This is a genomic window from Micromonospora arborensis (assembly GCF_003205615.1).
Lineage (GTDB): Bacteria > Actinomycetota > Actinomycetes > Mycobacteriales > Micromonosporaceae > Micromonospora > Micromonospora arborensis.
The window spans coordinates 137,402-149,969 of sequence record NZ_PYBV01000027.1 but is presented as its reverse complement, the minus strand read 5'-3'; the positions used below and the strand labels follow the sequence as shown (position 1 = coordinate 149,969).

The 12,568-nt window shown below is 69.9% G+C and carries 10 protein-coding genes; 3 read left to right on the top strand and 7 right to left on the bottom strand.

What is annotated here, in order from left to right:
• Nucleotides 1-170 precede the first annotated feature (170 nt).
• The 7 genes from C7C45_RS21375 to C7C45_RS21345 all read right to left on the bottom strand — a co-directional run bounded on the left by C7C45_RS21375 (nt 171) and on the right by C7C45_RS21345 (nt 8,884).
• Nucleotides 171-1,109, bottom strand: coding sequence for an oxidoreductase (locus C7C45_RS21375; protein ID WP_110565461.1), 939 nt, complete (start codon nt 1,107-1,109; stop codon nt 171-173).
• Nucleotides 1,110-1,152: 43 nt separating this feature from the next.
• Nucleotides 1,153-2,166: a glycosyltransferase family 2 protein gene (locus tag C7C45_RS21370; protein ID WP_167454778.1), complete on the bottom strand. Its 1,014-nt coding sequence runs from the start codon at nt 2,164-2,166 to the stop codon at nt 1,153-1,155.
• A 22-nt stretch (nt 2,167-2,188) separates the two neighbouring features.
• On the bottom strand, nt 2,189-3,331 hold the full coding sequence (locus tag C7C45_RS21365) for a glycosyltransferase family 4 protein (protein WP_110565459.1): 1,143 nt from the start codon (nt 3,329-3,331) through the stop codon (nt 2,189-2,191).
• 55 nt (nt 3,332-3,386) lie between these two features.
• Nucleotides 3,387-4,436 carry a lysylphosphatidylglycerol synthase domain-containing protein gene (locus tag C7C45_RS21360; RefSeq protein ID WP_110565458.1) on the bottom strand — a complete coding sequence of 350 codons (1,050 nt, stop codon included), beginning with the start codon at nt 4,434-4,436 and terminating at the stop codon, nt 3,387-3,389.
• Between the two features lie 105 nt (nt 4,437-4,541).
• On the bottom strand, nt 4,542-6,416 hold the full coding sequence (locus C7C45_RS21355; RefSeq protein WP_110565457.1) for an AfsR/SARP family transcriptional regulator: 1,875 nt from the start codon (nt 6,414-6,416) through the stop codon (nt 4,542-4,544).
• A gap of 39 nt (nt 6,417-6,455) precedes the next feature.
• A complete protein-coding gene (locus C7C45_RS21350; RefSeq protein ID WP_110565456.1) occupies nt 6,456-7,481 on the bottom strand; it encodes a glycosyltransferase family 2 protein in 1,026 nt (341 codons plus the stop codon).
• 200 nt (nt 7,482-7,681) lie between these two features.
• A complete protein-coding gene (locus C7C45_RS21345; RefSeq protein ID WP_146247363.1) occupies nt 7,682-8,884 on the bottom strand; it encodes an endonuclease/exonuclease/phosphatase family protein in 1,203 nt (400 codons plus the stop codon).
• A 408-nt stretch (nt 8,885-9,292) separates the two neighbouring features.
• On the opposite strand from C7C45_RS21345, the gene C7C45_RS21340 reads away from it, so the two are divergent.
• From C7C45_RS21340 to C7C45_RS21330, 3 genes are read left to right on the top strand one after another with little or no spacing between them, the layout of a single operon-like run.
• Nucleotides 9,293-10,324, top strand: a complete 1,032-nt coding sequence (locus tag C7C45_RS21340) for an NAD-dependent epimerase/dehydratase family protein (protein WP_110565454.1) — start codon at nt 9,293-9,295, stop codon at nt 10,322-10,324.
• Nucleotides 10,325-10,352: 28 nt separating this feature from the next.
• Complete coding sequence (locus C7C45_RS21335) at nt 10,353-11,342, top strand: UbiA prenyltransferase family protein (protein WP_110565453.1); 990 nt, start codon at nt 10,353-10,355, stop codon at nt 11,340-11,342.
• Nucleotides 11,343-11,368: 26 nt separating this feature from the next.
• Nucleotides 11,369-12,517 carry a glycosyltransferase family 4 protein gene (locus C7C45_RS21330; protein WP_110565452.1) on the top strand — a complete coding sequence of 383 codons (1,149 nt, stop codon included), beginning with the start codon at nt 11,369-11,371 and terminating at the stop codon, nt 12,515-12,517.
• The last annotated feature ends 51 nt before the right edge of the window (nt 12,518-12,568 follow it).

The following is a 12,568-nucleotide window of genomic DNA, read 5'->3' as shown; positions in this document are numbered from 1 at the left end:
ACGATCAAGGCCCTGACCTGGTGGTTCACACTGGGTCGGGGCCTTTTTCGGGTACGCGGGCGTTGGGTGGTCGCTCGGCGGGTGTCGGGTCGGGCGGGGGTGGACCCGGCCGGCCGGGCCCACCCCACGTGTCCTGTCCCGGCGGGCTGGCAACCGGCCCGCCGCTCCGACTACTCGGACTTGCCGAACGCGTCGACGCCGGTCAACTCGGCCGACAGAGCCCAGAGCCGCTCGGCCGCTTCCCGGTCGGCGGGGCCATCGAAGGTCCTGACCACCGCGCAAGCCTGGCAGTAGCCGCCGCCCGCATCCGCCAGTCGCGGTGACGTCGCGGCCCAGACCTGGGTCGCGGCGCCCTGCTCGGGTGCCCGGAACTCGGGCAGCAGTGCGGTGCCGTTCTCGTCGATCCAGCCGGCGCCGACCATCTCCTCCTTGGAGAGGTGCCGCTGCAACGGGGTGAGGATGTAGCCGGGGTTCACCGAGAAGGCCCGCACCCCGGCTGCCCGGCCCAGCCGGTCGAGTTCGGCGGCGAAGAGGATGTTGGCCGACTTCGACTGGCTGTACGCCGCCCACTTGTCGTAGCCGTTCTCGAAGTGCACGTCGTCCCAGTTGATGCGCGGGGTCTCCCCGGCGCCCGAGGCGAGGACGACGACGCGCGCGCCGCCGTCCGCGGTGAGCGCCGGCCAGAGCCGGTTGACCAGGGCGTAGTGCCCCAGGTGGTTGGTCGCGAACTGGGCCTCCCAGCCCTCGCCCACCCGGGTCAGCGGGGCGGCCATGATGCCCGCGTTGTTGATCAGGATGTCGATGGGGCGACCCGCGTCGAGGACGCGGTCGGCGAAGTTCCGGACGCTGCCGAGGTCGGCGAGGTCGAGCTCGTCGACCTCCACGCCGGCGACCCCCGCGAGCGCCTCCCGCGCGACGTCCGTACGGCGGGCCGGAACGAGGACCCGGGCGCCGGCGGCGGCGAGAGCGCGGGTGGTCGCCAGACCCAGGCCGGAGTATCCGCCGGTGACAATGGCGAACCGACCGGAGAGGTCGATGCCGGCGAGTACCTCGGTCGCTGTGCTGTCGATACCGAAACCCAGGTCGTCAGGCTGATCAGAAAGAGTCATGTTCAACTTTCCGGTCGGGCACCGTTGATGCTGGCGCGTGGGGTCAGGCGGGGTTCTCGACGCGGTAGAGTCGCTGCGTCATGCGTGGGAACAGCAGCCCCTGCAGAATGCCGATGCCAGCGGCCACCGCCGAGGTGAGCGTCACCAATAGGTGAAGCACCGTGAATCGTAGTCCAAAAAGGATTCCGTGGTGACGATAGGCGTAGCCGTAGGTGCGCTTGTCGAGCCCGATGCCGATCCCGGTCAGCACCGCGGCGGCGAGGAGAGCCCAGGGGCCGAGGAGCACCGACGAGACCAGCGCGATCACCGCCGCGAGAAGGACGGCACTGCCCAGTGCCCGATATCCGGTGCCGGCACCACCCGGGAGCTTGTTCAGCCGCAGCCAGTTCGGCGCGCCGAGCCGGGTACGGTTGAACACCTTGGTCAGCATCACCCGCAGCGTGCCGTCGTGGTCGTGTCGTCCCCGGATGGTGGGTACGGCTTTGACCTCGTACCGGGCGTTGAGCCGGAAGCCGTAGTCCTGCTCCTCGGTCCAGCGGAGTCGGTCGTTGAACTCGCCGATCTCCAGGAACGTCTCCTTCTTTATCGCGAACAGAGCCGAGTGCAGACCCGGGATGGCGCCCTCGACCTCGCAGAACCAGACGTACTGCTGGATGGCACGGTAGCGCTTGACCAGGCTGTCGGGGAACATCGGCTCGGCCCGGTACATGCCGCAGATCGCGCCGAGTCGCGGCTCTTCCCGCAGGTGGTCGACCGCCCGCTCGACCGCGTCGGAATCGAGCGCGACGTCCGAGTCCACAAAGAACAACACCTCGCCCTTGGCGTGCCGGGCGCCCAGGTTCCGCGCCGTGGAGACGCCGCTGTTGACCGGCACCTGCAGCACCGTGACGTCGAGCGCCCTGGCGATCGCCACCGAGTCGTCCGTACTCGCGTCGTCGGCCACGATCACCTCGACGGTCGGGTACGTCTGGTTCTTCGCCGCTCTGATGCACTCGCCGATGGTGCTGGCATAGTTGTAGTTCGGAATGATCACGGAGACGAGTGGCTGCTCATTCATCGGGCTTCGACCTTTCTTTGTCTCATCGGTGTTGTCGTGCCGCGGTGCGTCCGCGAAGGCTGCTGAAGAGAACCTCGTACGCATCCAGCGACGCCGCCACGGAGAAACGCGCCCGTGCCGCCCGGGCCTTCTGCTCCTTCCAATGCCGCGGCACCGCCGCCAGTTCGGAGATGGCCCGTTCCAGCGCCTGTGGATCCCGGGGCGGAACCACTCGGCCGAATCCGGTCGCGGCCACGGGGTAACGGTTGCCGGGAAGATTGGTCGTCACCGACGGGATGCCGCTCATCATCGCCTCGGCCAGTACGGTGCCGAACGAACTGGCGACCGCCGGCAACGCGAACACGTCGACCGAGGCGTAGAAATCGTTGACCTCTCGGCCGCGCAGCTCGCCGAGGATCCGTACCCGACTGTCCCGGTCGATCTCGGACTGCACGGCCGTCAGATCGCCACCGGTCACCTCGTGGTAGTTGCCCGCGATCAACAGCCGGGCGTCGGGGTCGACGATCCGCTGGAACGCCCGGACCAGGTAGCCGATGCCCATGTCCGCCACGATCCGGCCCAGGAAACCGACGTGCAGGCCGCCGGTCTCCCGGTAACGAGGCTCACCGCCCCGCCGGTCCAGGCACGGTGGCGCGATCGGGGTGAAGTTGCGGTTACGGATGACCGGCCATAACCGCGAGGCGTGTGCCTGATCGTGGCTGCTCGCCACCACGGCGGCCGAGCGGCGGATGGCCGCTCGGGAGGCGACGTCCGAGGCGCGCGCGAAGGCCCGGCCCGACCAGCCCGCCGGCAGGTGCGGGTCGCTGTGCAGCATGCTCACCACCGGTACGCGGCGGGCCAGCGGCACCAGCAGGGCCGCCTCCGGCATCGGCAGGTTGAGGTGCAGCACCGACGAGCTGCGCGCCACCTGGCCGGCCAGGATCGGGTAGCGAGGGGCGACGAACGCCCGGCCCGCCCGCATCAGCACCGGGGAGCGGTAGATGTCCACCCCGCCGACGGTGTCCCGCAGCGGCAGTTCGGGATCGTGCTGGGCGGTGACGACGGCGACCCGCCAACCCCGATTGGCCATTCCCTCGGCGATGCTGCGTGCGGTCTGCGTGAATCCACTGACGTACGGCTCGTAGTGGGTGGCCGCTAGTGTCAGATCGTATTTCCTGTCCGGCATGGGTACCGCATTCTCTGAGGTATCGCTACGGCCGACTACCTAATCCCTGAGCACATTAGTGGTTCGCCTGTGGCCATTTTCTTGGCGATTTCTTGGGAGCCGGTGAGTCGGCATTCGTGTGCTCTGGACCCATCGCCGCCGCCGTGGGCACGGCAGGAGCTGCCGTCGCCGGGCGCCGCCGGATGATCGCCGCGGTCACCAGCAGGCCGACCCCGGCGGTGGCGAGTTCGCTCAGCGTCACCACGACCCGGCTGACCAGCGCCACCACCCCGGCCACCGGAACCGGCAGGATGACACTGAGCGCGGCCGTCACCACCACCTCCCGGACGCCGATGCCGTCCGGGGCGAAGACGGCGATCACCCCGGCGACCGCGCCGAGGCCGAACGCGCCGAGGCAGAGCGGCAGCGCACGCAGCGGCGGCGCCCCCATCGCCACGGCGAGGACCCACAGGTGGGCGCCCCCGATCACCCACGCCAGCAGTTGGGCGACGACCGCCTGCCGGATGCCGGTGCCGCAGATCGCCGTCGACGGCTCCGGGCGGCGGCGCAGCCGGCCGAGCAGGGTGGCCGCCCCGCCCACCAGACCGGGGCGGACCAGGACCGCGACCACCGGCAGGACGGCCAACAGGAGCCAGCCGGACGACGCGCCGAAGACCTCCGGCCCGGCGGCCAGCCCCACGGTGGCACCGGTCAGCAGGCTCACCACCAGGGCCAGCAGCCAGGCCGCGCTCATCCGACCCGCCGGTACGCCGATGGCCCTGCCCATCTCGACGCTGACCAGGAAACCCATCACCTTGCCGGGCACGTATTTGACGAGCTGTCCGAAGTAGAAGATCCGGGCCGCGTCCACGGCCGAGACCCGCTCGCCGACGCCGGCGAGCATGGCCCTCCAGGAGACCATCGTGGCGATCAGGCCGGCGGCATTGGCCAGGACGGCCAGCGCCGCCATCGTCACGACGAAGCCGGGCCGCTGCCCGCGTAGCGTGCCGGCCACCGTGGACCAGTCCTGACCACGCAGCGCGAGCACGATGAAGACTCCGGTGACCGCCAGCAGCAGGCCCACGAGTACCCGGCGGGCCACCGGACGCCAACGCTTCTGGGGCATGGCGGTCACTGTTACGGCGATTCCCGGGAAGGCCTGCGGTGCGTCCAGTTCTTTTGTTGACACGCGGCACCTTCTCCGATCATGGAAAGGAATCGAGCTGGTGACTCACGCTAACCGCGAACCGCTTGCTTCTTCCTTGTCCGACAGTTCGCCGGTCATTTCTCCCTCGGGCCCGCCGAAGCGTTCCCGGGCGTACAGCCGCAGCAGTTCACCCATTCGGTAACTGCCCGGCGTCGAGGTCTCCAACAGTTGCGCGTCGACCAGACGCTCCAGGATGCGTTCGGTGTGTGCCTCCGAGCGGGCGAGCACCTGGGCGGCGGTCGACCGGCTGAGTTCCGTCATCGGCGACGTGCCCAGCAACTTGAACGCCTCGGCGATGGCGCGCTCGGAGCGGTCCGAGCTGCCGGAGAGACGGTCGTAGGAGCCGGCCATGCTGGCCCGTAGGCCGACACCGTCGAACTCGAGATTGTCCAGCCGGCGGCGCTCGTCGGCGAGCCGGTCGCGCAGCTCGGCGAGCGGCCATCCGGGGCGGGCCACGAGGCGGGCGCCGACGATGCGCAGCGCCAGCGGCAGGCATTCGCACCACTCGGCGATCGCGGTCGCGGCCTCCGGCTCCGCCGCCACCCGTTCGGCGCCGACCCAGTGGCTCAGCAGCGCGATGGCGTCCGGGACGGTGAGTGGTCCGACGCGTAGCTGGCGCACGTCGCTGAGCCCCGCCAGGGGCTGACGGCTGGTCACCAGCGTCCGGCAGCCGGCGCCGCTGGGCAGCAACGGGCGCACCTGGGCGGCGTCGACGGCGTTGTCGAGGACCAGTAACAGCCGCCGCCCGGCGACGACCGAGCGGAACAGGGCCGCGGCCTCGTCGACCTGCTCCTGGTCGCAGCTCATGCTGACCCCGAGGGTGCGCAGCAGCCGGGCGAGTGCGTCGACCGGCGTCAGCGGCTCCGCGTCCACGCTGGTGCCGCGCAGGGCGATGTACAACTGGCCGTCCGGGTACCGCCTGGTGAGCTTGTGCGCGGCGTGGATGGCCAGGGTGGACTTCCCCACCCCGGCGGCCCCGTAGATCGACACGACCGGAGCCGATTCCCTTGTGCTGGCGGGGTTCAGCCAGCTCAGGATCGGCGCGAGGTCGCCGTGCCGGCCGGAGAACCGGACGATGTCGGCGGGTAGCTGCCGCGGAACGTGCCGGATCGGGGTGGAGACCGGGCCGGCGTTGCCCGGGTACGGCTCGTCGAGTTCGCCGCGGAGGATGGCGACGTGCAGGTTGCGCAGCTCGGGGCCGGGCTCCGCGCCGAACTGCTCGACGACCTGCGCGCGGGTGTCGACGTAGTACTGCAACGCCTCGGGGGTACGTCCCATCGCGCAGAGCGCCCGCATCTGCAGCGACACGAGCGGTTCGGCGAGCGGGTACGAGCCGAGGATCCGGGCCAGCCGCTCGGCGACCGCTTCCGGGTTGCCGAGTCGTAGCTCCTCGGCGCCCCAGGCGCCGGCCAAGCTGATCAACTGCGATGCCACGCTGCGCCTGACCCGGTTGGCCCAGTCACTGGCCAGGGTGGCGAGTGGATCCCCCCGCCACAGGTCCATCGCCTCGCGCAGCGCGGCGATCGGCTTTTCGTCGCTGATCCGCGTCGCCGCGCGGCCGGTGTCGATGAGACGGTTCAACCGGTGCAGGTCCACCTGCTGGCGCTCGACGTCCAGCACGTAGCCGTCCCCGTGGCGACTCAGGCCGATGGGTCTGCCGGAGCCGTCGTCGACCTGCGCCAGGGCCCGGCGCAGCCGGGCGACGTGGGCGTAGAGGGCGCTGCGGGGCGCCTCCGGAGCCGCCGGCCCCCACACCCGTTCGGTCAGGGTGTCGATCGACACCGGCGTGCCGGCGTCCACGGCCAGGGCCGCCAGGACCGCGCGACGCTGACGTGGCCCCACATCCAGCGGGCCACCCGCTGACTCCACCTCGATGGGTCCCAGTAGTCGGATCCTCACATGCTCTCCCCGTCATCACGTCTGACGCAGGCCGGCGTACTAATGGACGCCGGCGGGTGTCCGGTACCTCTGTCGGAAGCGGGCGTCGAGCACGTAGCGCAGGCCACCACTCAACGCGCCCGCGGAAATCGCGAGACTGTACAGAAAACTGAGTAGGGCGCTCGGCGGGACCATCCGCCAGCCCGCGGTGCGTCGGACGTAGCTCAGCAGGGGGAGGTCGACGCCGATGAACCACGTCAGGAAGGCGACCGGGACGACCGCCAGGTAGGGGGAGAACAGCACCAGGGGGAGGCTGGTGGTGGCCAGGAAGGCGGCCGCGACCTCGGCGGGCCGGTGGGTGGCCTCCCGCTCGGGCTTCAGCTCGCGTTGCTTGAGGACGAGGGGAACCAGTGAGCCAGCCCGCCGGTAGAGCTTCCGCAGGATCGAGGACAGTTGGTCGTCGTCGTCGTGGTAACCGACCACGGACAGGGTGCGGGTGACCGGGTAGTGCTCCGCGATCCGGAGGCTGAACTCATGGTCCTCGTTGGCGTACTGGCCGAGCAGCCGCTCGTCGAACGCCCCGATGTCGTCGATGACCCGGCGGGGTACGGCGCCGCTGGCGAAGTGGCCGGTCCGTGCCGGCCCGAGCTTGCGGGTGGCGCGGTAGTGGCCGTAGAGCACCTGCACCCACTCCACCACGCCGTCGTCGACCAGGGGGCGGTCGCCGTAGACACCCCAGACGGCTCCGTAGGACGGGTTCTCCTCGAAGATCTTCACGGCGTTGGCGACCGCGTCGGGGGCGAGGGCGACATCGGAGTCGAGGAAGAAGAGGATGTCGCCGCTACTTGCGGCTATGCCGCGGTTGCGGGCGGGGCCGGCGCCGACATTGTCGGCCAGTTCGATGAGCGTGCAGCCGAGCTTTCCGACGATCCCCGGCGTCTCGTCGGTGCTGGCGTCGTCGACGACGATGACCTCGATCGACGGGTGGGTCTGGTGCAATGCCGAGAGCACGCTCAGGGCGATGGTCTTCCGGCTGTTGTGGCAGGGGATTACCACTGACACCAGTGGCGTCTTGGCGGGCTTCATCGATGCTCCTCGGGCAGGAATTCGGCTGCGCTGGGAGGTGGACGACACCTACTCGTCGGTTTCTCGTCGTCGAGAAGACCCGTCGACCACCTTAGTGCCTGATCGACATCGGCAGACAATAGTCGATCGGTTTCATGCTCGTTAAATGCTCGGGATTGCCCGCTGCCGCGTGTTTCGCGTCAATGTGCCGCTCATCTCGGTCAGGGTGCGGAGATGACGAACTGCTGGGCCTTGTGGTCGGACAGACCCTTGGGGAGGGTCAGGTCATAATTGTGCACCTTGATGTCCGGAGTGGTGAAGAGCCAATCGATACGCCACATTCGTGGCTTGTCGCCCACGGGCCAGGTGACCGGGTAGAGCGAGGAGAGCGCCCTGCTCTGGTCGACCAGTCGGTCGGAGACCATGTCGAGGAGATTCATCGACGGTGAGGTGTTCAGGTCGCCGGCCATCACCGCCCGGTTCGGGTTCTTCTTCAGGTCGGCGGCGATGGCCCGGTAGCTGGCCTGTCGGATCTCGAAGTTGAGCCGGTCGATCTCGAACATGTTCCGGTCGTCGTCGCTACGCAGCAGCAGGATCCGCACCGGCGGCTGGAAGATGTGGGAGTTGTAAAACGACACGACCTGGCCGTTGACCCGGATGTCGGTACGCAGCGCCTGTGACCTGTAGAACAGCGGTCGGTCGACGAGGGCCGGCGGCACCGGTTTCAGATCGTCCGGCAGGTACGGCTGCGAGTCGAGCCATGCGTGCCCGACCACCGGCAGCCGGGTGAGCGTGATGTTGCGCCCCTCGCGGACGATCGTGTAGCCGGGGAACGCGGCGTTCAACTGCGCCGTCTGGTCGATCTCGTACGCCTGCGCGAAGACGTCGACCAGCGAGTCGTCGACGTTGGCGTACTCGTGCAGCAGGTAGACGTCGGCGTCCATCTCGCGCAGGAAGTCGTAGAACTGCCCCGTGGTGGTGCGCTGCTCCCCGCCGTTGCGCCGGTCCTGGTCCCAGTACTCGGTGTTCCAGGTCACCACCTTGACGGCGTCGGCGGGCGCCGGTGGCGGGGTGTAGAACACCGTCGCGAAGTTGATTCCGCTGTAGCCGATGCCGAGCACGAGGGCGAGCAGTGCCGCCCCGACCAGCCGCCTGCGCATCGGCCGCGCCAGCCAGGCGATGGGCAGCAGCACCACCGGGACCGCCGCCCAGGCGATCGGCGGGAGCAGGTCCACCGGTCCCCACACGTACGTCCGGGCGCTGAGTAGATGGTGCAGCACGACGACGACCAGCCAGCCCACGCAGGACACGGCCGCGAGGCGCACCCCCCAACGGGCCCGGCGGGACCGGGTAGAAGGCTCCGGCGACAACTCCGGATCCTTTTCGTCCATTATTGCGGTCGTTCTTGCCGCCGCTTCCGTCATGGCAACTCCTTTACGTGGCTCCGGTTCCCGCCGAGGTCGGTACCGGCCGGGAAAAGGTATCGATCGGCACCTTGCTCGAAGCTTGTTCCGCACACCAAGGAGGGGGCAATCGTCACTCACTAGCGTCACGAGTGCTAATACCGGATTCACCACCGAGGAAGGAGCCGCCGGATGGGCACGCGCAGCCTATCGACGATCGCACGGAGCTGGCGTCGGCAGGGCGGGCGGGATCGGTCCGGTATGCGACTTGCCCGGCATTTGGCGGGCCGGCCCGATTGGTCGGTAACGGTGACCGGCGGATGGTCGGTCGGTGAATATCCGATAAAGGCGAATTCCGGAAACGTGGCCGCTGTGCAGTCGTGACACTGCCGTCGAGAGCGCGGCATTTCTTCGAAACGGGAGGTGGAAGTGCACGTTGTGGTGACCGGAGCCGCCGGCATGTTGGGCACCGCGCTGTTGGCGCGCCCCTGGCCGGGAGTGACCTGGACCGGAGTGGACATCCGTCCACTCGCGCCCCGGGTGCGAGGGCGGGCGACCTTCGTCCGGGCCGACGTCCGGGACGTCGAGGCGATGACCCGCGCCTTCCGCTCCGCCGACGTGGTCATCCACTCCGCCGCCGCGTTGCCCAGCCACCGGGCGGCGGAGATCCGATCGGTGGACGTGGAGGGCACCGGGTCGGCGCTGGCCGCGGCGCGGCGGGCCGGTGTGGACCGGTTCGTGCACATCTCGTCCACCGCCGTCTACGGACTGCCCCGGGACTGCCCCACGCCGGAGGACTACCCGTGCGAACCGGTGGACCCCTACTCGGCCGCGAAGCTCGGCGCCGAGACCGCCGTGCTCCGGCATCGCGAACAGGGCCTCTGTGCCCCGATCGTGCGGCCCAAGACCTTCCTCGGCGAGGAGCGTCTCGGTCTCTTCGCCATGCTCTTCGAGTGGGCTGACGAGGGCCGGCACTTCCCGCTGATCGGCGGCGGCGATGTCGCCACCCAGATGCTCGACGTCGAGGACCTCTGTGCGGCGATTCAGCTGATCTGCGAGGCGCCCGACGACATGGCCAACGACACGTTCAACATCGGCGCGCGTGAGTTCCGCACCCTACGGGAGGACTTCCAGGCGGTCCTGGACGCCGCCGGCCACGGCAGGCGGGTCCTGGCCATGCCGGTGGGGCCCGCCGTCGCCGCGCTGCGCGTACTCGCCGCGACGCGCCTCTCCCCGGTCTACAAGCGACTCGTGCACAAGCTCACCCGAGACTCGTACGTCTCGATCGACCGGGCGACGCAGCGGCTCGGATTCAGTCCGCGGTTCAGCAACGAACAGGCGTTGTTGAAGACGTACGAGTGGTGGCGGGCGAACGCCGCCGGGGCGCGGCGCAGCGCCGGACGTACTCACCGCGATCCCTGGAAGCAGGGCGCCCTGAGCCTGGCGAAGGCGCTGTTCTGACACTCCATGGAGCAAGGAGAGGTCCGCCATGAATCACGCCCTGGAAGTCCCGAACCCCACCTCGCCGGACCTGCCCGTGGTCTCCGTCGACCCGGCGGCCGCCGTACAGGCGCTGAAACCACTGGCCCGCCTCACCGGACTGTTCGTCCTGCTGCGGCCCCGCCAGTGGGTCAAGGGCGGCCTGGTGCTGGCGGCACCGCTCGTGGCGGCCCCCGGCGCCGCGGTGACCCATCTCGTGCCGCTGCTCGGCACGCTACTGAGCTTCCTGTCCGCCGCCTCGGCCGTGTACGTCTTCAACGACCTGAGGGACCGGGAGCGCGACCGGGTGCACCCGGTCAAACGAAACCGTCCACTGGCCAGCGGGCGGGTGAGCACGACCGCCGCGGTCGTACTCCTCGTCGGCCTGCTCGCCGGCACCGCCGCCCTGACCACCCTGCTACCCGCCCTGGCCGGCGTCGTCGTCGCCGGCTACCTCGCCCTCAACCTCTGGTACTGCCTGGCGCTCAAGCACCAGCCCCTGGTCGACGTGTCGGTCGTCTCCATCGGATTCGTCCTGCGGGTGCTGGCCGGCACCATCGCCGTCGGCGCGGCCGTCCATCCGGCGCTGCTGATCGGGGTCTACTGCGCGTGCCTCGCGCTCTCCCTCGGCAAGCGACGCCACGAACTCGCCGCCCTGTCGGCGGCGGGTGGTGAGGCCGGCGAGCACCGGCCGGCGCTGCGCGCGTACTCGGTCCACTTCCTGGACCAGGTCGTGGTGGTGAACCTGGTGGCGGCGCTGATCGGCTACGTCGGCTTCGTCTGGACCCAGACCCCGCCGTACGGGCCGGTCACCGCGGGGCTGACCTTCCCGTTCGCCGCGTTCGCGGTACACCGCTACCTGCAGATGATCGCCATGGGCGGCTCCGGTGGTGATCCGGTCGAGGACCTCGTCCGGGACCGCGCGCTGCTGGTCAACCTCGGCCTCTGGGCCGCGGTGCTGGCGCAGGCGATGGTGGCCAGCGCCTGGCACGTCTGGTAACCGATCGACACCTCTTGGAGAAGCGCGTGAGCAGCAAGGACTCCCACGAATACGACCTCTGCGTCGCGGTCAACTACTACTCGCCCTACGTCAGCGGGCTGACCGAGGTGGCCCGGGTGCTCGCCGAGGGCCTCGCCGGGCGGGGCTGGCGGGTGGCGGTGGTCGCTGTCCGGCACGACCCGGCGCTTCCGCTGCGGGAGAGCCGCAACGGCGTCGACGTCTACCGCAGCCCGGTGGTCGCCTCGATCGGCCGTGGCCCGGTCAGTCCCGGCTTCGCGTCCCTGGTGCGCCGGGTCGCCCGGCGTTCGCGGGTGGTCAACCTGCACCTGCCGATGCTGGAGGGAGCGCTGATCACCGCCCTGCCGCTGCGGGTACCGGTGGTGACCACGTACCACATCGACCTCTGGCTGCCGCCCACCCTGGTGACCCGGGCGGCGATGGCCGCGGTGCGGGTGTCGTCGCGGGTCACGCTGCGCCGCTCGGACGCCGTCGTCGTCAACAGCGACGACCAGGCGCAGTACTCGGAACTCTGGTCGATCCTGCGGTCCAGCCAGCGGTCCGCGATCCCGGCGCCCTGCCTCGACCGGCGCGGCGGGGAGGCGGCATACCGGGAGACCGGTGGCCCGCACATCGGCTTCCTCGGCCGGATCGTGCCGGACAAGGGCCTGGACTACCTGGTCGCCGCGTTCGCCGAGATCCCGGATCCCGAGGCGCGGCTGCTGGTCGGCGGCGACTATCTGACCGTCGCGGGCGGTAGCGTGATCGACCGGATCCGGGCCGCCGCCGAACGGGATCCCCGGATCCGGATCCTCGGGCTGCTCCGCGGCCGGCAGATCAACGATTTCTACGCGTCCATCGACGCGTTCGCCCTGCCCTCCGTCGCGGAGTCCTTCGGTATCGCGCAGGCCGAGGCGATGATGTGCGGTATCCCGTCGGTCACCACCGACCTGCCCGGTGGCCGGTATCCGGTCCTGGCGACCGGGATGGGGAAGGTCGTCCAGCCGCGGGACCCGGCCGGACTGCGCGTGGCGCTGCTGGACGTGCTCGGCTGGGACGCCGACACCCGACGCGAGGGTGCCAAGCGGGCCCTGGAGGAGTTCGGTGTGGACGGATGTCTGGACCGGTACGCGGCGCTGTTCCAGGTCCACGGGGCGCGGGCCGGCGCATTGATGTGAGCGGTGTTCCGGTCAGTAGAATGGCGGCCACGTTCCGTCACGGAGGTGCAG

What these genes read in the sequence shown, in the direction of transcription:
- C7C45_RS21375 (WP_110565461.1), bottom strand. Translation starts at nt 1,109, where the DNA reads ATGACTCTTTCTGATCAGCCTGACGACCTGGGTTTCGGTATCGACAGC.
- C7C45_RS21370 (WP_167454778.1), bottom strand. Translation starts at nt 2,166, where the DNA reads ATGAATGAGCAGCCACTCGTCTCCGTGATCATTCCGAACTACAACTAT.
- C7C45_RS21365 (WP_110565459.1), bottom strand. Translation starts at nt 3,331, where the DNA reads ATGCCGGACAGGAAATACGATCTGACACTAGCGGCCACCCACTACGAG.
- C7C45_RS21360 (WP_110565458.1), bottom strand. Translation starts at nt 4,436, where the DNA reads ATGCCCCAGAAGCGTTGGCGTCCGGTGGCCCGCCGGGTACTCGTGGGC.
- C7C45_RS21350 (WP_110565456.1), bottom strand. Translation starts at nt 7,481, where the DNA reads ATGAAGCCCGCCAAGACGCCACTGGTGTCAGTGGTAATCCCCTGCCAC.
- C7C45_RS21345 (WP_146247363.1), bottom strand. Translation starts at nt 8,884, where the DNA reads ATGACGGAAGCGGCGGCAAGAACGACCGCAATAATGGACGAAAAGGAT.
- C7C45_RS21335 (WP_110565453.1), top strand. Translation starts at nt 10,353, where the DNA reads ATGAATCACGCCCTGGAAGTCCCGAACCCCACCTCGCCGGACCTGCCC.